Genomic DNA, 21,522 nt, shown 5'->3' with positions numbered 1-21,522 from the left:
CGGATGGCACATGGAAACAATTCTAAGGAAAAGGTTGTATATGTCGGTGATACCAGAGTTCGTAAAGGCAATGGATTTATCACACCTCCAGACTATTCAGCCTATCCTGGTAAATCGGAAGCCTTTATCCCTAACTTTCTACTGAAAGAATGGATGGTTGGCGTCGTTGTACTTGTAGGAATATTAGTGCTTACTATTTCAGAGCCAGCGCCGCTAGGGTTTCCAGCGAATGCGAGTGCTACGGTTATCCCAATTCCTGACTGGTATTTCTTGTTTCTCTATCAGTATTTGAAGCTTCCTTATGCTTCTGGTGATTATATCGTTCTGGGTACATTAGGAGTAACTGGTGTAGCGTTTGGTTCACTTCTTCTAGCTCCATTTCTTGACACGGGCAGAGAACGTCGCTTCTATCGTAGACCGATCGCTTCATCTTTGATGTTCTTATCACTTGCGGCGATTGTGTACTTAACGAATACCGCTTGGACTGAATACAAACATGAAATGGCTGAAACTGGTCAAATTCCTGAAGATGTTCAACGGGAAGAGAAGGCGGCAGAGAATAGGGCGAAGGGGCTTCCTACCTCGAGTGCAGTTAAGGCAAAGGAAGTAGCGATTGTAGACAAGGATGATCCAGCTATGGGGCTGTTTAAGCAAGCTACTTGCATCTCTTGTCATGCGGCGGATTTAAAAGGGGCAGCTGGACCTTCACTTCGGGGCGTTGGAGACACCCATGATAAAGAAGCAATCCTTACTATTATAAAAGAGGGTCAAGGGCAGATGCCGAAGATGTATGATACTGCTCTGGGAGCGGGGCTTTCGGATCAAGACATTGATGCCTTGGCAGACTGGCTTGCCAAACAAAAAAGCGAACAGTAAAATAATAATAACGCAAAACCTGATCGAAACTGCGGTCAGGTTTTTATATGTCCAATTGTAGCCACTACTTGGGAGGTTAATGATCTGTATGTCAGTTCTTGATAAACTGTTTAAGCACCGAGGAATTATTTGGCTGTTATTTATTGTGAATCTTCTCGGTACAATTTATGGCTACATATGGTATGGCAATCAATTGGAGTTCACGGCGGCTAACTTTCCGCTTTGGTTGCTTCCGTTTGTTCCTGATAGTCCAACCGCGAGCTTGTTCTTTACCTTGGCGCTGTTGCTAATGCTCTTTCCTCCAAAAAGCTATACGGGAAATAACGTAAGGGAGCTTATTGAGGCGTTAGCGGTAGTGACGTCTGTGAAGTATGGGATTTGGGCGGTAAGTATGATTTTTGCTGGAGGTTATCAAGGAGATATTTTAGTCTGGAAAGACTGGATGCTGGTGATCTCTCATTTGGGGATGGCGATAGAAGCTTTGATCTATGCACGATTCTTTTCTTTCCGTAAAATGATTCCGCTAGCGCTGTTCTGGACCCTCGCTAATGATATGCTGGACTATTCCTATGGAATATATCCATGGTTACCTTCTGTGCTGAATGACGATGTCACCCAGGTGCAATACTTCACGATGGCGCTTACGGTGTTTAGTGTGATTGTTGCTTGGTTGTTTAGTAGTAGACAAAGACCAGTAGACTCTATCTATCAGTTTAAGAATAGGTTCTAGTAAGCAGTTCTAACCCTTGTCCCCCTGCCATACATTTAGAATTATAAGAAGTATAAGTTTTATACTATACTTTATCCTTATAATTTTACGAGAAACGAATATCGTCTTTAAAAGACGACAACGTCGTTTCTTCTTAGGTAGGAAGGGGATGTCTCATGCTCCGCGGGAGATATTATGTGGTGGGTGTTCTAGTATTCTGCTGGTTACTGACCAGCATGAGTATTGTAAAAGCTTCAGCAGCGCAAGGGGATGCTGGTGAAGGTTCTGGCAATGTTTCCAAACAAAGCGCCGATGTTAGTTCGGGCAACGGTCTAGTAGTAATGAGCGGAAAGACTGGAGCGCAGCAGCTAGAACAAGCCGCTGAGGCATTGTATGGGTATGTCTTGGAAGGGGATGTGATGAAGGTCCGCCAAGAGACCGAAGAGATTTCCAGGATCTTGGTGTCCTCTTCTTTTGAAGGAATGACCTCTGTAGAGGGTATTAATGCGTTGTCAGGGGTCATTATGGACCTGAAGGCTGCTGTGGCAAGTGCGAAAGTATCTCAGCAGCAATTGGAGGCTACAGCCACCAGGTTACGATTAGCTGCCAACAGTCTGAATCAACCCGGACAGCCCATTTGGCTCCAGTATTATAAGCTAATCCGCGAGGATTTAAATGCGATGGAGCAAAGTGGTGCTACAAATGACCTCGCAGGATGGAAAACGGCTGTAGAGAGGCTGCAGGGCAGGTACGAGAATATCCGGCCAGCGGTGATCGTCTCCCGGCAACCTGAAGTTGTAAATGCTTTTGACTCTTGGCTCTCTTATGCAGCAGGCATTCCTTCTTCCTCACAAAAAATTGAACGGGCTCGGTTGCTTGAAGTTGTATCTTACGGTCAGGATGCAGTACGGGTAATGTTCGGAAAAGAGAAGGATGAGCCGGCTTTGTCATTACCCTTGGCCTCGCAAGAATTTGGGATTTGGGGAGGGCTAGCTGCAAGCTTTATTATCGCTGTATTAGCTTATGCAGGCTATCGTAAATACCGAGGGGAAAATCAGAACTACAAGCCAATTTAGTAAATGGTTAGATGAATAGCAGAAAGGAGCGGGGAAGAGTCCTCGCTCCTTTTGGTTTATGTTTCTCTGAATCCTTCGCCTTGTACGTCGTGCACATCGCTAATAATTACGAACGCATGCGGATCAATCGATTTGACCAGTAAACTAAGGCGGCGAATCTCCTGCCTTGAGACCACACAGTACACCATATGTTTGGCTTGCTTAGAGTACGCACCGATTGCGGGGATGAGTGTTACCCCACGTTCTAGTTCAGCAGTTATTAGATCGGCGATTTGGGGTGCCTCATCACTAATGATTGTAAAAGCTTTTGCGGCATAAGCGCCTTCCTGGATAAAATCAATGACACGCGATGCGATGAACACTGCAACGAGTGTGTAAAGAATTTTTTCTTTGGGAATATAGAAGATGGAAGAGCCGATAATGAAAATGTCGATGGCTAGAATAATCTGCCCCATGCTCCAGCCGAAATTCCGTCCCAGAATTCTTGCCACAATGTCTACGCCACCTGTAGTGCCACCAAAACGGAACACAATACCAAGCCCTGTTCCAAGCGTTACCCCTGCGTATAGCGCAGCAAGAATAAAGTCATGTTCGGTACTGAAAGGAACGATCCATCCAGCAGAGATCAATCTTTCGAAGATCCACAAGAAAAGGGACAAAGACCCGATCCCTACACCTGTGTATACAATTTGGCGTCCGCCTAGCACTTTCCAACCCAGCAGAAACAATGGGAGATTGATTAGCAGTGTTGTTAAAAAGATAGGAATGTCAAAAGCATAATTGAGCAGCAGTGTGATTCCTGTTACGCCGCCTTCCATTAGTTGACTGGGAATGATGAAGTACAGAAGTCCGAATGCATATACTGCGGTTCCGAGCATGATCGGGGCAACTGTTTTGCTGATTGAAATTACCTTGTTTGAATTCATGGAATCCCTCGTTAGGCCTTGTTAAGGCAGTTTTTCTTTTCCTATAATAAGTATACCTTTTCTTGCAGGTGTTAAAATATTCAAAAAAGATTTGTCTTCAAAACGTCTTTACGATAACATAGGGGCAAACAGAAGGCAAGATATACAGAGGGGGTAAAGATACATTTTATGGACAAAAGTCTTGGTGACATTCAGCGTGAAGTAGACGCTTATATATCGCAATTTAAAGAAGGATACTTCAGTCCGCTGTCTATGTTAGCCCGCATGTCCGAGGAAGTCGGAGAGTTGGCGCGGGAAGTTAATCATGAATTCGGCGAGAAGCCGAAGAAGTCTGATGAAGCAGAGAATTCTATAGAGCTCGAACTGGGAGATATTTTGTTTATTACCGTTTGTTTTGCAAATTCTCTTGGGATTGATCTGACGGAAGCGCATAATAAGGTCATGCATAAGTTTAATACCCGAGATGCTGGGCGTTGGACACCCAAAGACACCGATTAGGCCTCTATAACATATGCTGTACCAAACGAACGGGATTTAGCCGTGAGGATGGTGTGTATATGGATCAAAGGGATTATGTAAGAGAAGCCTATCGCTCTATTTTGCGTAGTGACTTTGCAGAAGCTATTGTTTGCTTTGAAGCCGCGATTGCAGCTAGTCCGGCTGATGCTGAAGTCAGATATCGTTGTTCCATAACGTATGCCCGCAGTGGTATGCTAGATAAAGCTTTAGTTCATGCTCAGGTGGCTATGAAGTTAGATGGAAGCAAACCTGAGTATAGTCTACATCTACAGCATCTTCAAGCTATGATGCATGTACAGGAAGCTAAGCGGTTGATAGAAGATGAAGATAACAAAACTCGTAACCCGTATCACCCGATTACGCTACTTAAAGAGGCCATCACCCTGGATCCATTATATGGGGATGCTTATGTATGGCTTGCCATCGCACATAGTCATGTGAATGAACATATGCAGGCTATGGCCGCCTTGAAAGAAGTGATTTCTTTACATCCGGATGATTCTGGCTTGCGAGAATTGATGGTAGACCTTCAGAAATCCATACAATCGTATATGCAGTAACTATATAACTAGTGAAAGCGAGGATGAAAAGATATGAGCAACAAGATCAGAGTTATCGTATCCGGCGCAGGCGGGAGAATGGGTAAAGAGGTAGTTAAACTTGTGCTGCAGGACGAAGAGTTGGAGCTAGCTGCTGCGGTAGATCGTTCAAGGACGGATATTGACGCAGGCCGTCTAGTAGGTCTCGAAGACTCAGGAGTTATTGTAACTTCAGATCTTGAGGCTGCCCTCGCGGGAAGCAACGGAGATGTTGTGGTCGATTTCACTACACCGCAATCAGCGTATATGAATACAGTGCTAGCCATTAAATATGGAGTGCGTCCGGTTATTGGTACAACCGGATTCACACCGGAGCAAATTGTGGAACTGGACAAGCAGTGTCAAGACCAGGGGATAGGTGGACTTATTGCTCCGAACTTCTCCATAGGGGCTATTCTGTTGATGAGATTTGCGGCTCAAGCTTCAAAATACTTTCCACATCTGGAGATTATCGAGTATCATGGTGACCAAAAACTGGATGCTCCATCCGGAACTGCAATCAAAACGGCAGAGATGATTTCAGAAGTACGTGAAGAGCTTCGTCAAGGAAACCCTAAAGAAGAAGAAACTATTGAAGGTGCCCGTGGCGGTTATTATAACGGATTCCGGATACATAGTGTCCGTCTTCCTGGTGTGTTTGCCCAAGAAGAAGTGATTTTTGGTGGGTTCGGACAATCCTTAAAAATCCGGCATGATTCTTATGAGCGAGCAGGATATATGCCAGGCGTTAAGATGGGTATTCAAAAGGTTATGGGATACACTGGTTTGATCTATGGATTTGAGCACTTTATAGAATAGACAGGGGAGAACACCATGTTAAAAATCGCATTTATTGCACATGATCGTAAAAAAGATGAAATCGTAAATTTTGTATTAGCTTATGAGCATGTATTTGTAGGTCATGAATTGTTTTCTACGGGGACTACAGGCCAACGGATCATGGATGTGACTAGCTTGAAAATCCATCGTTATATGTCAGGACCATTAGGTGGAGATCAGCAAATTGGGGCAATGGTAGCACAGGATGAATTGGATCTTATTATTTTCTTGCGAGACCCGTTAATGGCACAGCCACATGAACCAGATATTACAGCTTTACTTCGTCTATGTGATGTATACGGTATACCTGTAGCTACGAATATCGCAACAGCTGAGGTGCTTGTGAAGGCGATTGATCGTGGTGACTTTGCTTGGCGTGAACTCGTCCATAAATACAAACCAGGTGTTGATGAATGAAGCTGGACATTCTTGTATTTGGGGCTCATGCGGATGATGCGGAGATCGGAATGGCAGGTACGATTGCGAAGCATACCGCTGCAGGATTAAAAGTAGGTCTGTGCGATTTAACAGCTGCGGAAATGTCCTCGAACGGTACTGTAGAGCTACGCAAGGAAGAGGCTCAGCAAGCTGCTGATCTGCTTGGCGTGTCAGTTCGGACGAATTTGGGTTTATCTGACAGAGGGCTGTTTATAACAGAAGAGCATGTGGCTGCTGTGACAGCAGAAATTCGCCGGTTTGCTCCTGCGATTGTTTTTGCTCCTTATTGGGAAGATCGTCATCCGGATCATATTGCGTGCAGTAAGCTAGTAGAAGAGGCTGTCTTTAATGCCAAACTACGTAAATATATGCCGGACAAGCCGGCAGTTCCGGCTCCACAGCTGTTTTTTTATTTTATAAATGATCTGGGACGTACGGATCTTATTGTAGATGTTACTAAACAATATGGGGTGAAGGAGCAGGCGCTGTCCTGCTATCGGTCCCAGTTCACCAAGCCGCTCGGTGCTGATGCTGTATCGACACCGCTAACGGAAGGTTACATTGAACGTGTCCGCTCCAGAGACATGTTGCTTGGACAACGGAGACTCATTCCCTATGCGGAAGGGTTTGCAACAAAAGTTCCTTATGCAGTAGATCTGTTTACTGCGGGGGATCATACTTTATAAAGTATAGAAAGAAGGGGACGGAATATGGATCGTTTGAAAATAGGCATCACGTGTTATCCGTCTCTTGGCGGCTCAGGCGTAGTAGCGACTGAATTAGGAAAACTCTTGGCCGAGAAGGGGCATGAAGTTCATTTTATTACACACAGTATTCCGTTTCGGTTAGGGAAGTTTCAGAAAAACATATTTTACCATGAGGTAGAGGTTAACGATTATTATGTATTCAAATACCCTCCTTATGATTTGGCACTTGCTACGAAGATGGCTCAGGTTGCCAAAATGCAGAATCTGGATCTGTTCCATGTTCATTATGCCGTTCCACACGCTGTTTGTGCTTTCCTTGCCAAGCAGATGCTTGGTAATGATATAAAAGTTGTAACGACCTTGCATGGCACTGATATTACGGTACTTGGACAGGATGAATCTCTAAAGGATCTGATCCGTCTAGGAATCAATGAAAGTGACGCTGTCACAGCTGTATCGAAGGATCTCATTAGAGAGACACGAGAAGTGCTGGATATTACGCGCGAGATCGATCTCACGTATAACTTCGTTGATCATCGTGTCTATTATCCTCGGGATGTATCGAATCTGCGGGAAGATTTTGCTTCTCCTGACGAGAAGATCCTGATGCACATCAGTAACTTCCGCCCAGTTAAAAGGGTAAGTGATGTGGTGGATATTTTTGCTAAAGTAAATCGCGAAATACCTTCCCGTCTGCTACTAGTTGGTGAAGGGCCAGATCTTCCCAAGATTCAAGCTAAGATCGGTGAAATGGGTCTGGATGATAAAGTTCGCTTCTTAGGAAGACAGGATGAAATTGCTCAAGTCATTTCCTTGGCTGATCTGCTACTGTTACCGTCAGAGAAGGAAAGCTTTGGTCTAGTTGCGCTGGAAGCGATGGCCTGTGGCGTACCAACTATAGGTTCTCAAACCGGAGGTATTCCGGAGCTAATAGAGCATGGCAAGACAGGATTCATTGCTCCGATTGGTGATACAGAAACTATGGCGAAATATGCCATCAAACTCCTATCGGATGATCACATGGCGGAGCAGTTCAGACAAGCTTGTCTGGAAACGGCTTGCAAAGATTTCTGTAAGGATTCGATTACAAGTCAGTATGAGGATATATATTACCGTGTGCTCGGGCGCAAGGTACCTAGACTGGATACAGTCAGGGGGTAAGGAGTTCGTAATGAAATGGGAAATGGCGCCATCCGCTATGGCTCTTGCGGCGCAAAATGTAATTTCTGAGCTAACTCAAAACGGTCATGAGGCTTTTTGGGTCGGAGGCTGCATTCGCGATGAGCTATTGGGTAGGCCAGTGCATGATATGGATATTACAACTTCAGCAGTGCCGGAGGAAGTGATAGCCATCTTCGCACGCAGTATTCCGACAGGGCTAGCACATGGCACGGTCACCGTGCTTCAGGATGGGCATGGGTTTGAGGTGACGACATACCGAACTGAAAGTGGTTATGTCGATCATCGTCGTCCGGACCATGTTGAATTTGTTAGCGATGTGAAGGAAGATCTTCGTCGTCGTGATTTTACGATTAACGCGATATGCTGCGGGCTGGGTGGAGATTTGATTGATCCCTTCGGCGGAGAGAAGGATCTAGCTCTCCGTGTGATCCGCTGTGTGGGTGATGCAGAGGAGCGATTCGATGAGGATGCGCTTCGCATGCTTCGCTGCGTTCGTTTCGCATCGGTGTTAGATTTCTCCATCGCCAAGAATACGTGGAGGGGGCTACTGCGCCAGCGAGATAAGCTGGCGCATATTGCTGTGGAGCGTGTCCGCGCGGAGCTGGACCGCATCGTAGAGGGGCCGCATCCTCGGCGCGGCCTTGCTATGCTAGCGCGCTGCGAGCTGCTTGCGCGCGGCAAAGCCCCGTTCCCCTGGACCGGAACCGATCTGGCGGCTGCTGCCGCCAGATCGGCCGGGATAGGGGAACTGGAGGGCGCCCATCTGCGGTGGGCGCTTCTCCTCCATGCCCTGAAGCAGTCGGCCCAGGAGGCCGATGAGCTGCTGCGGGCATGGACGTTCTCTGGGACGACGCGTACCAGCGTCGTCCAGGTGCTGCGGGTCCGCGAAGCTTGGACCGCTGCGTTTGAATCCGTGCCGCCGGGTGAACCGGGCGGCACGGATCTGCTGCGGCGGCGCTGGATCGCCGCCGTACTGACCTTCGGCGTGGAAGCCGCCGAAGGGTGGCTCTCACTGCTGGCGATCCTGCCAGCAGCTGCCCTTCCTGCTGCGAACTCGCCAGCGGACTCGGAAGTCTCACCCGCTGTCAACACCCCAGCGGTGCCTGCAAAAGACTGGATCGCACAAATGCCACTGAAGAGTCTCTCGGAGCTTGCTGTTACAGGTAATGAGTTGGCGGAAGTGCTTGATAAGCGTCCAGGACCTTGGCTTGGGAATATGCTGAATGCTCTTCTGCAGGCGACTGCTGCGGGTGATCTTCTTAACAATAAACAAGAATTGCTGCTTGAAGCAAAAAGGATGGATGGACATGGGCTATGAAAAAGCGCTGTCGCTAACCGGATTGAAGCAGGAAGCTTCCGATTCGAATTGGCTAGACAGAGTTCAGCTCCTGGAGTCTGTCGTATCTACTCAGGAGGAAGCCAAACGATTGGCGGAAAACGGTGCACCAGAAGGAACAACCGTAATCGCTGAAGAACAAACCGGTGCTAGAGGGCGAATGGGTAGAAAATGGTTTTCTCCTCGTGGTAAAGGCATTTGGATGAGTATAGTATTGCGGCCGAATTTACCCTTGTTACAGACTCCTCAGTTAACACTGCTTGCTGGGGTTGCTGTCTGTAAGGCCATTCGCCGTGTAACCGGAGTAGACGCCGGCATTAAATGGCCAAATGATTTGCTTGCGGGCGGTCGAAAGATATGTGGAATTTTGCTCGAGTCTTCGCTAAGAGAAGGAGAGCTTCATTATTGCATCGCCGGGATTGGAATTTCTGCGAACTTGACTGAAGACGATTACCCTGATCATCTGAAGGAAGTAGCGACATCTCTTCGGATTCAGCGGGGCGGTGTTCCTATTGACCGTTCGGAGCTGGTAAGAGCTGTATTGAATGAGTTTGAGCTGCATTACAATCTATACATGGAACAAGGGTTTAAACCTATCAAAGAGCTGTGGGAGTCGATGTCAGTTACTTTGGGTCGCCAAATCGCTCTGAATAGCCCTCAGGGACGCTCTGAAAGCATTGTGGTAGGTCTGGATGAGTTAGGTGGACTAATCCTTAAAAACAGCGCAGGAGAGATTTCTAGCGTATGCTCAGGTGAAATCGAGCTTTTATAAATCTTTTTTATATGACAGGGTGTCATCCCCTGTCATATTTTTTTCGTGTATTTCCGAGTCCTTTTTGTTATACTATGGGTCGGAGGCGGTATCGTTTTGCGAACTGTACTCTTGATCTGATGAACTTATAATGGTTTTATTATTGGAATCACCTTCATAACTGCGTTAGACGGTTACGTTGGATTCTGCTCTGAGCCGTAAGGACCGAGACAGAAGGGACGATCGCGAGTGACTCTTTTTTGCCCTTCGGACCTTTTTAGCAAATCGTTGCTAAAAGGTTTTTTTGTTGCGATTTTTACGGGGATGTAATTTCAAAAAGGAGGACGAAGAGAGAAATGGCAAACAAACAAGCACTTAATATTGTGAAAATGAAAAAAATGAAAGCAGATGGTGAGCGGTTAAGCATGCTGACTGCTTATGATTACCCATCGGCTCTACTTGCTGAAGAAGCCGGTATCGATCTTATTTTGGTGGGTGACTCCCTGGGAAATGTGGTACTTGGATATGATACAACTTTACCCGTTACGATTGACGACATGGTCTACCACACTCGTTCAGTAACTCGGGGCGCACAAAAAACATTCATTGTGGCAGATATGCCATTTATGACCTATCACGGCAGTATAGATGAAACCTTGCGAGGTGTGCGCAGACTGATGCAGGAAGGGCGGGCTCATGCCGTCAAAATGGAAGGCGGTCTCGAAATTTGTGAGACAGTCACTGCGGTTGTAGCTGCAGGAGTTCCTGTGCTTGGGCATATTGGGCTTACGCCACAATCGGTAAATATGATTGGTGGCTACCGCATTCAAGGTAAAGATGCCAAAGATGCAAAACGTCTGATGGATGAAGCAAAAGCCCTTGAAGCAGCCGGTGCTTTTGCAGTGGTACTGGAGCTGGTGACTGAAGAAGTAGCACAAGCAATTTCTGAGGCGCTGAGCATTCCAACCATTGGGATTGGTGCAGGTCGTTATTGTGACGGACAGGTATTGGTTTTCCATGATTTGTTGCGTTATGCCTCACCCTACCGTGAGAAACGTTTTGTAAAAACCTACGCGGATGTGGGTAGTCTGATTCGTGAGGGTATCAGCCAATATGTGCAAGAAGTGAAGGACCGCTCGTACCCAGATGAAGGTCATGTTTTTAAAGCAGATGAAACCGTTCTGGAATCTTTATATGGCGGTGCCGGAAAGGATGGGGAATAAGATGAGAGTCGTCAGAAGCATTACGCAGCTGCGCGAAGCTTTGGAATATATGAGACAAGGTGGGCATACCCCGATAGGATTTGTTCCAACCATGGGATACCTGCATGAAGGACATGCCAGTCTGCTTCGGCGGGCAGGAGAAATGAGCAACACGGTCGTTATGAGCATTTTTGTAAACCCGCTGCAGTTCGGACCAAATGAGGATTATGATTCCTATCCGCGCGATGAAGAGCGTGATTTGGAGCTGGCGGAACGCGAAGGTGTCGATATTGTATTTATCCCCAGCGTGGAAGAAATGTATCCGCAGCCTACCCGGACGACTGTCTCGGTATCAGAGCTTACCACTCGACTCTGTGGGGCATCCCGCCCTGGGCATTTTAATGGCGTAACAACAGTCGTTAATAAACTGTTTAATATCGTACAGCCAGATTATGCTTTCTTCGGACTAAAGGATGCTCAGCAAGTAGCTGTACTCCGCCGAATGGTGTCCGATTTGAATATGAATGTTGAAATTGTGCCTTGCCCCATCGTTCGTGAAGGAGATGGACTTGCACTTAGCTCACGTAACGTATTCTTATCTCCAGAGGAACGTACTCAAGCACTGGTGTTATCTCGTTCCTTACGTGAAGCACGTCAGTCCATGGAAGAAGGAAAAGTAAGAACCGTTGCTGAAGTACGGGAATTGTTGACATCGGTTATTTCTAGCTCTCCTTTAGCAGTCATTGATTATGCGGAAATATTGACATTCCCTAATCTGGAAAGCTTGGAGAACGAAGTTTTATTAACGGATGTAGATGGGGAAATTATTATAGCGCTTGCCGTGAAGTTTGGCAGAACGCGCTTAATTGACAATAATGTATTTATTCCAAAGGAGGTTGCCGCTCTTGTTTAGACATATGATGAAATCCAAAATTCACCGCGCGACGGTGACAGAAGCGAATTTGAATTATGTGGGGAGTATTACCATTGATGAGAATTTAATGGAAGCGGCAGATATTCTTGAGAATGAAAAAGTACAGATCGTGGATAACAATAATGGTTCACGTCTAGAAACTTATGTCATTCCTGGGCCTCGCGGCAGTGGTGTGATCTGTCTGAATGGTGCAGCTGCACGACTTGTTCACCCGGGTGATACAGTAATTATCATTTCATATGCGATGTTGTCTTCGGAAGAACTCGAGTCGCATAAGCCAACGGTGGTATTTGTGGATGAGAATAACAGACCCGTGAAGCTGGCTGATCATGAACTGCATGCTACAATCGCTTAAATTTTAGACTTACGCCATGTAATGAATGGCAGGGATGAAAGACCCCGTTCTCGCAGAAAATGAAGTCAGGCAAGCTGAACTGATTTCATCTTCAGTAAGGGGGGATAGCCCATGTTTCAACATTTGTTTGCTGAAATGAACAAGGTGCTTCAGGAGATCGTTACAGATTACCCTACAGCGGAGGGTGCCCGCCGGAATGAGCTTTTATGCAATTATAATATGCTGCATCGACTTAGCGATAAAGTGATGGATGAATGGCTGGCCTTTGCAGAGAAGCTAAGCCACTTTCGTGAAAGTGTAGATTTTACGACTGTGGTCGAAGAGGAAGTGCCAGAGCAGGAAGCACCCGAGCAGGAAGCACCCGAGCTGTGCATGGATACTTTTGTTAGAGGTCAGGGGTATTATAAGCTGCTGATGTATGGGAAATGTATTGAGCAGTTTAAGGAAGTTATCTTGCAATATCCGGATAGCTTGGCTGCTCGATTATATTTAGCCATCTCTTACCTGCAGGAAGGGGATGGGGAAGCTGCTTGGAGTCATCTGAACCATATGCTCGGTTTGATACGGGAAACCAAGCTGAAGGCAATGGTTTATAACGCTTTAGGTTGCATCCGGGCCTCTCAAGAACGTTTCAATGAAGCGCAGGAGCTGTTTGGCCTTTCTTTGCAGCTTGACCCGGCACTTCCTGAACCAACCGTTAATTTGGAGGTTTGCCGCCGCCGAGGAGGTAAGCTTCATTTCGGAAATCAGCTTGTTTCATTATTGTAAATTATTACGTTTACGGTTTATTATTCTGCATTTACATTCAAGCGATGCATCCCCTGAACCTGTGGTGTGCATCGCCTTTTTTCGCAACTTCTGTTATGCTGATTAAGAGTCTCAATTGAAAGGGAATAGAATTATAATGAAATTTGCCGTGCTTGATTTTGAAACAACGGGAACCCAATCCGTGGGTGAAATTATCCAGGTTGGCCTTGCAATTATAGAAGAAGACCGGTCCATCTCCCGGGTATATGGTTCCTATGTCAAGCCCGGAACGCCGATACCTCCTTTTATAACTGGTCTGACGGGAATTACCGACGATGATGTGAAGGATGCACCTGAGCTGGATGAGATGATGATGGAGCTTGTTCCACTCTTGGATGATGTTGTGCTTGTAGGGCATAATGTCGCATTTGACTTCCATTTTTTGCAAAATGCTTTAGACCGATGTGGGTATTTACCATTTCAAGGGCGGATTTTAGATACGATTGATTTTCTGAAAATCTGCTTTCCTTCCCTCACATCCTATCAACTAGGGTCAGTCAGTGCACATTTTGGCGTGACGCATGATCGTCCGCATCAGGCAGACAGTGATGCACTCGCAACTGCTCTTGTATTACTGAAATGTCTGGAGGAGCTCTACGATTTGCCTCTGCTGACGATCCAGAGACTCTGTGAGCTGTTTACGGAAGAGGATAGTGATCTGGGTTGGTATTTTGATGGTCTGCTGCGTGAACGGGAAGCGGAGACGCTTCAGCCCGAAGGTGATCTGACCTTCTATCGCCAACTAGCGCTTGCTGTAGGAGACTGGAATGAATTAGCTCCACCTAGGGACGAGCATGCTGAGAATCCGCTGCAGAATTTATCTTTTACAGATTATATGGATGAAGTAACTAAAAGGCTTAAAGATACTTTGCCACAATATGAGAGCCGAGAAGCTCAGGATATTATGATCAATGAGGTGATGACGGCACTTGCCGAAGACAAACATCTATTGATCGAAGCAGGGACAGGAACCGGCAAATCGCTTGGTTATTTGCTGCCTGCCATATACCAAAGCGTACGCTCGAATGAAAAAGTCATGGTCAGCACTCATACTATTAATCTGCAAGATCAATTGCGTGAGCGTGATATTCCTTTGTTAACGCAGGTAGTTCCTTTTCCATTTAAAGCTGCAATTTTTAAGGGCAGAGGGCATTATTTGTGTCTTCGTAAGTTTGAACATAAAATTAATAAAAAAGACTTTATAAGTCCGAGGGAAGATGCGCTTACTGCGGCTCAGATGATCGTTTGGTTGACACAAAGTGAATCAGGAGATGACGAAGAGCTCAATCTAAGTGGTCGTGGCGGAGATTTCTGGGAGACGGTGGCAAGCGATACCGATTCTTGTCTGGGCCGTTCGTGTCCTTGGTTCCGTAAGTGTTATTACCACCGGGCAAAACATGAAGCTGGTATTGCTGATGTGGTCATTACGAACCACTCTAAGCTGTTCGCAGATGTTAAGGCTGGGCACCAGCTACTTCCGGCTTATGAACATCTTGTTATTGACGAGGCCCACCATCTGGAGGATGTGGCTGGCAAGCATTTAGGCATGCATATGAAGCATTTCACGGTTGCACATACACTTTCGCGTCTTTATAAGGATAGTCGAAATGGCCAACTTCCTACGCTTCGCCAAATGCTTCAGTCATCAGGCAGTGAGGAAGCTTCTGAATGGAGTGGAGTGATCGATAGAATCTATCCGGATCTGCTTACCGTAAAAGAAACCTGGGATCTACTTAGTGATAAACTATTCAGCCTCTTGCCGGAACGTAGCGATGCAGCGGCGGGAGAAGCTGGACAGTTAGTCATGCGGTTACTTCCTACCCGTAAACCGAATGATTGGGATGAATTGGTTGCTTTAGAGAATACTATGAATCTGACATTAAGCGAAATTATCCGTAAGGGTGATAAAATGCTTAATGAGATGCGTGACCAAGAAGGTCAATCTTCCTCAGATAGTCTAGTTACCGATATTAGCGGCTTATTTAAGGATTTAGCTTCTATACGTGAGCAAGTTCGGTTTTTTATGGGATTAAACGACGAGAATGTAGTATATTGGCTGGAGGCGAATGGAAATTATCGCAGTAAATCGCTACAGTTGTATGCCGTTCCTGTTGATGTTAGTACTCAGCTTAAGGAGCTGTTTTTCGACAAGAAGAAAAGTATCGTGCTAACCTCGGCGACACTCTCTGTCGATAAATCGTTCCAGTTTATGATCGATAATCTTGGATTAAATGAGGCTGCCGAAGAAGGGCGATTGATGACATCATTACTCCCTTCTCCATTTAAGTATCGGGAACAGGCACTGCTGGTTATTCCGCGGGATTTCCCTAGTGTGAAGGGTAGTGTGGGAGATGCTCGATTTGTCGATACACTCGTACAGTCGCTAGCAGAAGCAGCTATTACAACACGTGGGCGGATGCTTGTCCTGTTTACTTCTTACAAGATGCTACGCCAGGTTTATGATCCTCTCAAAGAGGCTCTAGCCTCACAAGAGATCACGGTGCTAGGGCAAGGCGTGGAAGGTGGTAGCCGCAGCAAGCTGATCCGCCGTTTTCAGGACAGTGCAGCCTCTGTACTGTTAGGAACAAGCAGCTTTTGGGAGGGTGTAGATATTCCAGGTGAAGCATTAACATGCTTGGCCATCGTGAGGCTTCCATTTCAACCGCCGAATCACCCCCTAGCGGAAGCGAAGTCTGAGTTATTACAAGCCCAGAAGAAGAATCCGTTCATGAAGTTGTCTGTTCCTCAGGCGGTTATACGCTTTAAGCAAGGATTTGGAAGACTGGTGCGGACAGCGCAGGATCGGGGTATTGTTATTGTGTATGACACAAGGGTGATCGAATCCCACTATGGGAAGTATTTCCTGTATTCGTTGCCTGGCCCGAAAATGGAGCATATGCTTACAGATCAAATGGTTCCTCGTATAGCGGAGTGGTTGGAGGACGGAGGCGTTTCTTGAAAAGGGCGTCTTCCCTATAATTAATCACTCTACAATGAAGGGCGGTATAAGAATACCGCTCTTCATTGAGACGAGGTGCAGAAATTTCGATAGGATATGAACAGAATATTACTTAAATTAGGAGGTAAATTATGAAATCGGATAAAATATCAGAAGCCGTTGTTCGCAGACTTCCTGTGTACTTGCGTTTCTTGAATGATCTCCAGAAACGTGAAATATTAACCGTTTCCTCACAAGAACTAGGGCAAAAACTTGATCTGAATCCTGCTCAAATCCGTAAAGATTTAGCTTATTTTGGAGACTTTGGTAGAAAAGGTATTGGGTATGACGTAACTTACCTTATTGAGAAAATTCGTCATATTCTGAAGCTGGATCAACAACTGAATGTAGCTTTAGTTGGTGCCGGTAACCTTGGACATGCATTATCTAATTACAATGCTTATCTGAAAGATACTATGAAGATTACCGCAATATTTGACTCTTATGCGCCTAAGGTTGGGCGTAAAATCAACTCTCTTACCGTTCAACCAATGGAGGAGCTAGGTCAGACGGTTCGTGAGCAAGGTATTCGAATTGGGATTATTACAGTGCCTGATTCAGAAGCGCAGAATGTAGCAGATATTCTTATTGAATCTGGCATTGAGGCAATTTTGAATTTTGCGCCAGTGATTCTTAAAACACCACCGAATATCCGGGTTCATGCTGCCGATTTTACAACGGATTTGCAAAGCCTTGCTTATTACTTGAAAGACGGAAAGGAAGAAAGCGGAAATGAAGAGCAATAAAACGATTATCAAGGGCGGGCGTTTTCTTACTCCGGGAACGGATGAGCCGGTTCTAAGTGGATATATGACTATTGAAGATGATTTGATCACTTACATAGGAAAAGAAGAGCCTCTAATGGAAGATGGTGTGCAAGTTGTTGATGGCAGTCGTCTGCTGTTTATGCCAGGTCTGGTAAACACACATGGCCACGCCGCAATGTCATTACTTCGTGGTTATGGAGATGATTTAGCCCTTCAGGTGTGGCTTCAAGAGAAGATGTGGCCGATGGAAGCGAAATTCACTGGAGAAGATGTATACTGGGGAACCTCCTTGTCGGTTCTGGAAATGCTAAAAGGTGGTACTACAACCTTCTTGGATATGTATGATCATATGGACCGAGTAGCAGAGGTAGTCGAATTATCAGGCATCCGTTCCGTACTGATGAGAGGCGTAATTGGCTTATGCCCAGAGGAAGTACAAAATCACAAGCTTGCGGAAGCGATTTCTTTTGCACGAAATTGGCATGGTAAGGCTGATGGTAGAATTACGACGATGATCTCGCCACACGCCCCATATACTTGCCCACCGGACTTCTTTGTTAAGTTTGTACAAGCGGCACATGATTTGGATTTACCGATGCATACCCATATGTCCGAGACCAAACGCGAAGTGGAGCAGAATGTGGTGGATTACGGACTTCGGCCTGTAGCGCATTTAGAGAAGCTTGGAATGTTCACACGTCCGTCTATTGTTGCACATGGCGTTCATTTGAATGATGAAGAGATCGAGATACTGGCTCGTCATGATGTAGGCGTGTCTCATAACCCAGGAAGTAATCTGAAGCTGGCTAGTGGAGTGGCGCGGGTTACGGATCTTCTAAAGGCTGGTGTGAAGGTGTCACTGGGTACAGATGGTGCGGCAAGCAATAATAACCTGGATATGTTTGAAGAGATGCGTCTTGCAGCTCTCATCCATAAAGGTGTAAGTGGTGATCCGACGGCTGTTCCAGCTCCGGAAGCGCTGCGTATAGCTACAGAGTATGGCGCAAAGTCTATCTTTTTAAATGATGTGGGTAGACTCGCTGTTGGCATGAAAGCGGACTTTATCGCGATTGATATAGACCAGCCGCATTTGCTACCACACACAGATCTGTTGTCTCATGCTGTATACTCTGCCAGCGCCAAGGACGTTGAGCATGTATGGGTGAATGGTAAACAGGTTGTAAAACATGGAGAATGTGTAACGCTAGATGAGGAAGCAATCCGTCGTAAGGCGCAAGAATCATTTGATGGACTGCTTAAACGATAGTCTAAGATCATAACGAATAACTGAAAGGCTGTGACTTTCTGCGATTGCAAAGTTACAGCCTTTTGTGTTTCTGATAATTAGATCATTGAATTGGATATGAAACTTTGGATAAACACACAGGTGTGTTATATAATCAAAAAAGATATATTACTAGAAAGGGAGCTGCACCTTGAAGAAAAGGAAAAAATGGATCCTCCTGGGGTCAGTTCTGATTCTGCTCCTTCTGTTCGGACTTATCCAGTTCTATGCTTATATTATGAAAGATCAATGGAACGAGCGAGATATCGCTAAGGATGTCGCCAAAACGAGTGCTGGTCTAACAGAGGTAACTAAAGCGCAAAAATCCGTGTGGGATGAAAATGCGGTGTACTGGGTCTTAACAGGGAAGAATGAAGCTGGGACCGAGTTGATGGTTTGGGTACGTTTTACTGTAGACGGGAAGATTGCTGAAGACACCGATTCAGTATTTGCTGAGGAACTAAGTAAAGGGACTTCTGAAGCGAAAATGCGTAGCCTTATAAAAGCCGATCTTCCGGACATCAGCATTGAGCGGTTGTTGCCAGGAGTATATAACGGAGAGTATGCTTGGCAGCTTTTTTATAAACAAAGCGGTCGGTACTATTATCAATTTTATCGGTTCTCAGATGGGGCTCGAATGGGTGAAGGATACAGTTTACCTAGCCGCTAAATTAAACAAAAGCACTACAGGAGAAACAAGCGGACCATTTATGGTTCGCTTGTTTTCGTTCAAATGAAATACTAATTTGATATACTATTAGTATACGAAATGTGATATACTATAAGAGTGGTTTTTATATATTATATTTAAGGATACATGTGAAAAAAGGCCTGTTAATTAAGAGTAACAGCCCTTTTTTTGTCGAAATAAATCAAGATGTTTAATAAATTGGAAATATTTAAAAAATAAAATTTTAAATATCTTCACACTTTTTTAAAATTTCGTATATACACATGTGATATACTACTGTTTGTAATTAGAACAGTATTAGTAGAACGTTAGGTTCTGATGAGCTTTTGACAGCTATGACTTTGGATCATTCTGTTTACATTTTTTCATCTTTGAGAGGAGGACGTTTCTTGAAATTACGTCTTGTACCTGTACTAATAACGTCTCTACTGTCGGCTATGCTATTATTTGGAGGATTCTTTTTATATCGTCAGTTTGCTTTACAGGAACCACTCCAAAAGATTGTATCTGGATTTGAGGGAGTAAATACTTCACATATTAGTATTAACCGCGAAGAGGTCACTTTGAAACTTGATTTGCAGCCGGGCACGAATTTACGTGATCTAGTATCATATGTATCCAAAGAAGGAAAATCAGTGATTGAGGGACGTAAGCTTAAACTGGATGTGGAGCAAAATTCAAGTGAACTATTGGATGATTATTGGGATAAAGCGATGTTCTCTGTAGCTGAAGCCATGGAGAGCCATAAATATACGATTATACCTACAGAGCTTGATAGATTGAAAGAGCAAAATTCGGAATATAGAGATGTGATAGCATCTACTGAAATCGACGATACCAATGTGTATGTAAGCTTGAGTAATGGTAAAGAAAGCAAATTTATTATTTTGCCGCGAAAACCTGCGACCTTGGGGGTATGGAATAATGCCTAAGTACCTTAAAGAAATTTTAATCGGATTTATTCCTGTGCTGTTTATTTTCATGGCTTTTTTAGGTATTAATATATTCCCGATTGTTATAGCAGCTGGAATGCTTACTGCATTACTTATAATTGCTCATTTGCGTGGCGGGCTTACGGTGAACGCTGGTGCGGGGAAGAAACGCCAGAAGGAAGGGCCTTCAAAGCTCACTTTTGAAGAAATTGGTGGGCAAGATAATGCGAAGCAAGAGCTTCGTGAGGCACTCGATTTTTTGATCCGGCACGAGGAGATTAGTAAATTTGGGATTCGTCCTTTGAAAGGGATTCTGCTCACTGGTCCTCCGGGAACAGGTAAGACCCTTATGGCCAGAGCAGCAGCGCATTATACAAACTCCGTATTCGTAGCTGCATCAGGTAGTGAATTTGTAGAAATGTATGTTGGTGTCGGGGCTGGTCGGATCCGCGATTTGTTCAAGGATGCTCGTAACCGTGCTGTTAAGGAGAACAAACAAAGTGCCATTATTTTTATTGATGAAATTGACGTAATTGGCGGTAAGCGCGAAGGCGGTCAGCAACGTGAATATGATCAGACCTTAAATCAGCTATTGACCGAGATGGATGGTATTTATAATAACGAAACTCCGCGTATTTTGCTGGTAGCTGCAACAAACCGGAAAGAAATGCTTGATTCAGCATTGTTACGTCCTGGACGGTTCGACCGCCATATTCAAGTGGACATGCCTGACAAAAAGGGACGCAAATCGATTCTAGAATTGCATGCGAAGAATAAGCCTCTTCATACAGAGGTGAGTCTCGACAAAATCGCTGAAGAAGCCTATGGCTTTTCCGGTGCTCAGCTTGAAAGTGTCATGAATGAGGCTGCGATTTATATGATGCGTGAGGACTTGACAAAAGTGGAGCAGCGGCATCTGTCGATGGCGATTGACAAGGTAATGATGGGTGAAAAAACGGATCGAGAAACCAATCATGAAGAGAAAAAGAGGGTCGCCATTCATGAATTGGGACATGCCATCATGGCAGAGCTCCTTCGTCCAGGAAGCGTTAGTCAGGTTACGCTGACTCCGCGTGGGCAAGCCCTTGGATATGTGCGACACAATCCTCAGCAAGAGCAGTATTTGTACACCAAAGATTATTTGGAAGACCAGATTATGATTGCACTTGGTGGAGCAGCGGCTGAAGAAATGTATTATGGCGGACGAAGCACTGGTTCACGCGGTGATTTCGATCAGGCGCTAAATATTGTGGAAACGATGATGAAGTCAGGATTAACTTCGCTGGGTATTGCCAAGCTGGAAATGGTTACCACTGAAGAGCTTATGAAGGAAAATAGTAAGATATTGGATGAGTTGATGACGCGCACTCGTGAGCACCTTGAAAAGCAACGAAATGTATTTGATTACTCTCTTGACATTTTAATGAAGGAAGAAGTACTCTCTGGAGAGCAATTTCGATGTCAATTTCGTGACAGCGTCCTTTTACCAGCATAAATATTTATGCTGGTTATTTTTTTTTACTTTTCAGGCATGCTAAGATATCATTATATGTCGGGCTTTATAAATTTTTGCGACAGACAAGGTACAATACAAAAGTATAGATACCTGAAAG

The 21,522-nt window shown here is 45.2% G+C and carries 22 protein-coding genes; 21 read left to right on the top strand and 1 reads right to left on the bottom strand.

Going from position 1 to position 21,522, the window contains the following annotated elements:
• Window positions 1-3: 3 nt before the first annotated feature.
• The 3 genes from QNH28_RS20245 to QNH28_RS20235 all read left to right on the top strand — a co-directional run bounded on the left by QNH28_RS20245 (window position 4) and on the right by QNH28_RS20235 (window position 2,661).
• Entirely contained in the window at window positions 4-876 is an 873-nt protein-coding gene (locus QNH28_RS20245) for a menaquinol-cytochrome c reductase cytochrome b/c subunit (RefSeq protein WP_283908280.1), read from the top strand.
• Window positions 877-964: 88 nt separating this feature from the next.
• A complete protein-coding gene (locus QNH28_RS20240; protein WP_283908279.1) occupies window positions 965-1,606 on the top strand; it encodes a DUF1405 domain-containing protein in 642 nt (213 codons plus the stop codon).
• 155 nt (window positions 1,607-1,761) lie between these two features.
• Window positions 1,762-2,661: a sporulation protein YpjB gene (locus QNH28_RS20235; RefSeq protein WP_283908278.1), complete on the top strand. Its 900-nt coding sequence runs from the start codon at window positions 1,762-1,764 to the stop codon at window positions 2,659-2,661.
• Between the two features lie 56 nt (window positions 2,662-2,717).
• Here the strand turns inward: QNH28_RS20235 and QNH28_RS20230 are convergent, their stop codons facing one another.
• Window positions 2,718-3,587 carry a YitT family protein gene (locus QNH28_RS20230; RefSeq protein WP_042190138.1) on the bottom strand — a complete coding sequence of 290 codons (870 nt, stop codon included), beginning with the start codon at window positions 3,585-3,587 and terminating at the stop codon, window positions 2,718-2,720.
• Window positions 3,588-3,755: 168 nt separating this feature from the next.
• On the opposite strand from QNH28_RS20230, the gene QNH28_RS20225 reads away from it, so the two are divergent.
• The 18 genes from QNH28_RS20225 to QNH28_RS20140 all read left to right on the top strand — a co-directional run bounded on the left by QNH28_RS20225 (window position 3,756) and on the right by QNH28_RS20140 (window position 21,404).
• Window positions 3,756-4,085 (top strand): nucleotide pyrophosphohydrolase, encoded by a 330-nt coding sequence (locus QNH28_RS20225; protein WP_036676271.1) that lies wholly within the window; start codon window positions 3,756-3,758, stop codon window positions 4,083-4,085.
• 59 nt (window positions 4,086-4,144) lie between these two features.
• Complete coding sequence (locus QNH28_RS20220) at window positions 4,145-4,666, top strand: tetratricopeptide repeat protein (protein WP_283908277.1); 522 nt, start codon at window positions 4,145-4,147, stop codon at window positions 4,664-4,666.
• A 33-nt stretch (window positions 4,667-4,699) separates the two neighbouring features.
• Window positions 4,700-5,503, top strand: coding sequence for a 4-hydroxy-tetrahydrodipicolinate reductase (gene dapB / locus QNH28_RS20215; RefSeq protein ID WP_283908276.1), 804 nt, complete (start codon window positions 4,700-4,702; stop codon window positions 5,501-5,503).
• Window positions 5,504-5,518: 15 nt separating this feature from the next.
• On the top strand, window positions 5,519-5,941 hold the full coding sequence (locus tag QNH28_RS20210) for a methylglyoxal synthase (protein ID WP_042129517.1): 423 nt from the start codon (window positions 5,519-5,521) through the stop codon (window positions 5,939-5,941).
• Complete coding sequence (gene bshB1, locus QNH28_RS20205) at window positions 5,938-6,648, top strand: bacillithiol biosynthesis deacetylase BshB1 (protein WP_283908275.1); 711 nt, start codon at window positions 5,938-5,940, stop codon at window positions 6,646-6,648. The genes QNH28_RS20210 and bshB1 overlap by 4 nt, the downstream gene beginning before the upstream one ends.
• 24 nt (window positions 6,649-6,672) lie before the next feature.
• Window positions 6,673-7,830, top strand: coding sequence for an N-acetyl-alpha-D-glucosaminyl L-malate synthase BshA (gene bshA, locus QNH28_RS20200; protein WP_283908274.1), 1,158 nt, complete (start codon window positions 6,673-6,675; stop codon window positions 7,828-7,830).
• Window positions 7,766-9,169 (top strand): CCA tRNA nucleotidyltransferase, encoded by a 1,404-nt coding sequence (locus QNH28_RS20195; protein WP_349655001.1) that lies wholly within the window; start codon window positions 7,766-7,768, stop codon window positions 9,167-9,169. Before bshA ends, QNH28_RS20195 begins: the two co-directional genes overlap by 65 nt.
• A complete protein-coding gene (locus tag QNH28_RS20190; RefSeq protein ID WP_283908273.1) occupies window positions 9,159-9,959 on the top strand; it encodes a biotin--[acetyl-CoA-carboxylase] ligase in 801 nt (266 codons plus the stop codon). The genes QNH28_RS20195 and QNH28_RS20190 overlap by 11 nt, the downstream gene beginning before the upstream one ends.
• Window positions 9,960-10,294: 335 nt before the next feature.
• Window positions 10,295-11,161, top strand: coding sequence for a 3-methyl-2-oxobutanoate hydroxymethyltransferase (gene panB, locus QNH28_RS20185; RefSeq protein WP_042190123.1), 867 nt, complete (start codon window positions 10,295-10,297; stop codon window positions 11,159-11,161).
• A gap of 1 nt (window position 11,162) precedes the next feature.
• Window positions 11,163-12,053, top strand: coding sequence for a pantoate--beta-alanine ligase (gene panC / locus QNH28_RS20180; protein ID WP_283908272.1), 891 nt, complete (start codon window positions 11,163-11,165; stop codon window positions 12,051-12,053).
• The gene (gene panD / locus QNH28_RS20175; RefSeq protein WP_283908271.1) at window positions 12,046-12,429 is read left to right on the top strand and encodes an aspartate 1-decarboxylase; all 384 of its coding nucleotides are present in this window, start codon (window positions 12,046-12,048) and stop codon (window positions 12,427-12,429) included. Before panC ends, panD begins: the two co-directional genes overlap by 8 nt.
• Window positions 12,430-12,540: 111 nt before the next feature.
• Entirely contained in the window at window positions 12,541-13,197 is a 657-nt protein-coding gene (locus QNH28_RS20170; RefSeq protein ID WP_283908270.1) for a tetratricopeptide repeat protein, read from the top strand.
• A gap of 136 nt (window positions 13,198-13,333) precedes the next feature.
• Window positions 13,334-16,195 (top strand): ATP-dependent DNA helicase DinG, encoded by a 2,862-nt coding sequence (gene dinG / locus QNH28_RS20165; RefSeq protein WP_283908269.1) that lies wholly within the window; start codon window positions 13,334-13,336, stop codon window positions 16,193-16,195.
• 131 nt (window positions 16,196-16,326) lie between these two features.
• Window positions 16,327-16,980 carry a redox-sensing transcriptional repressor Rex gene (locus tag QNH28_RS20160; protein WP_283908268.1) on the top strand — a complete coding sequence of 218 codons (654 nt, stop codon included), beginning with the start codon at window positions 16,327-16,329 and terminating at the stop codon, window positions 16,978-16,980.
• Window positions 16,967-18,268 carry an amidohydrolase gene (locus QNH28_RS20155; RefSeq protein ID WP_283908267.1) on the top strand — a complete coding sequence of 434 codons (1,302 nt, stop codon included), beginning with the start codon at window positions 16,967-16,969 and terminating at the stop codon, window positions 18,266-18,268. Before QNH28_RS20160 ends, QNH28_RS20155 begins: the two co-directional genes overlap by 14 nt.
• A 169-nt stretch (window positions 18,269-18,437) precedes the next feature.
• A complete protein-coding gene (locus tag QNH28_RS20150) occupies window positions 18,438-18,956 on the top strand; it encodes a cell wall elongation regulator TseB-like domain-containing protein (protein ID WP_283908266.1) in 519 nt (172 codons plus the stop codon).
• 410 nt (window positions 18,957-19,366) lie between these two features.
• Complete coding sequence (locus QNH28_RS20145; protein WP_283908265.1) at window positions 19,367-19,909, top strand: hypothetical protein; 543 nt, start codon at window positions 19,367-19,369, stop codon at window positions 19,907-19,909.
• Window positions 19,902-21,404, top strand: a complete 1,503-nt coding sequence (locus tag QNH28_RS20140; RefSeq protein ID WP_283908264.1) for an AAA family ATPase — start codon at window positions 19,902-19,904, stop codon at window positions 21,402-21,404. The genes QNH28_RS20145 and QNH28_RS20140 overlap by 8 nt, the downstream gene beginning before the upstream one ends.
• Window positions 21,405-21,522 lie beyond the last annotated feature (118 nt).

Source organism: Paenibacillus sp. G2S3, assembly GCF_030123105.1.
Lineage (GTDB): Bacteria > Bacillota > Bacilli > Paenibacillales > Paenibacillaceae > Paenibacillus_AQ.
This window is presented reverse-complemented; position numbering and strand designations above follow the sequence as displayed.

Bases quoted from the DNA above. Each gene is read 5' to 3' on its own strand.
- QNH28_RS20245 (WP_283908280.1), top strand. From the start codon at position 4: ATGGCACATGGAAACAATTCTAAGGAAAAGGTTGTATATGTCGGTGAT.
- QNH28_RS20235 (WP_283908278.1), top strand. From the start codon at position 1,762: ATGCTCCGCGGGAGATATTATGTGGTGGGTGTTCTAGTATTCTGCTGG.
- QNH28_RS20220 (WP_283908277.1), top strand. From the start codon at position 4,145: ATGGATCAAAGGGATTATGTAAGAGAAGCCTATCGCTCTATTTTGCGT.
- bshA (WP_283908274.1), top strand. From the start codon at position 6,673: ATGGATCGTTTGAAAATAGGCATCACGTGTTATCCGTCTCTTGGCGGC.
- QNH28_RS20195 (WP_349655001.1), top strand. From the start codon at position 7,766: ATGAGGATATATATTACCGTGTGCTCGGGCGCAAGGTACCTAGACTGG.
- QNH28_RS20160 (WP_283908268.1), top strand. From the start codon at position 16,327: ATGAAATCGGATAAAATATCAGAAGCCGTTGTTCGCAGACTTCCTGTG.
- QNH28_RS20155 (WP_283908267.1), top strand. From the start codon at position 16,967: ATGAAGAGCAATAAAACGATTATCAAGGGCGGGCGTTTTCTTACTCCG.
- QNH28_RS20170 (WP_283908270.1), top strand. From the start codon at position 12,541: ATGTTTCAACATTTGTTTGCTGAAATGAACAAGGTGCTTCAGGAGATC.
- QNH28_RS20240 (WP_283908279.1), top strand. From the start codon at position 965: ATGTCAGTTCTTGATAAACTGTTTAAGCACCGAGGAATTATTTGGCTG.
- QNH28_RS20230 (WP_042190138.1), bottom strand. From the start codon at position 3,587: ATGAATTCAAACAAGGTAATTTCAATCAGCAAAACAGTTGCCCCGATC.
- QNH28_RS20190 (WP_283908273.1), top strand. From the start codon at position 9,159: ATGGGCTATGAAAAAGCGCTGTCGCTAACCGGATTGAAGCAGGAAGCT.
- dinG (WP_283908269.1), top strand. From the start codon at position 13,334: ATGAAATTTGCCGTGCTTGATTTTGAAACAACGGGAACCCAATCCGTG.
- panB (WP_042190123.1), top strand. From the start codon at position 10,295: ATGGCAAACAAACAAGCACTTAATATTGTGAAAATGAAAAAAATGAAA.
- QNH28_RS20225 (WP_036676271.1), top strand. From the start codon at position 3,756: ATGGACAAAAGTCTTGGTGACATTCAGCGTGAAGTAGACGCTTATATA.
- panC (WP_283908272.1), top strand. From the start codon at position 11,163: ATGAGAGTCGTCAGAAGCATTACGCAGCTGCGCGAAGCTTTGGAATAT.
- dapB (WP_283908276.1), top strand. From the start codon at position 4,700: ATGAGCAACAAGATCAGAGTTATCGTATCCGGCGCAGGCGGGAGAATG.
- QNH28_RS20210 (WP_042129517.1), top strand. From the start codon at position 5,519: ATGTTAAAAATCGCATTTATTGCACATGATCGTAAAAAAGATGAAATC.
- bshB1 (WP_283908275.1), top strand. From the start codon at position 5,938: ATGAAGCTGGACATTCTTGTATTTGGGGCTCATGCGGATGATGCGGAG.
- QNH28_RS20140 (WP_283908264.1), top strand. From the start codon at position 19,902: ATGCCTAAGTACCTTAAAGAAATTTTAATCGGATTTATTCCTGTGCTG.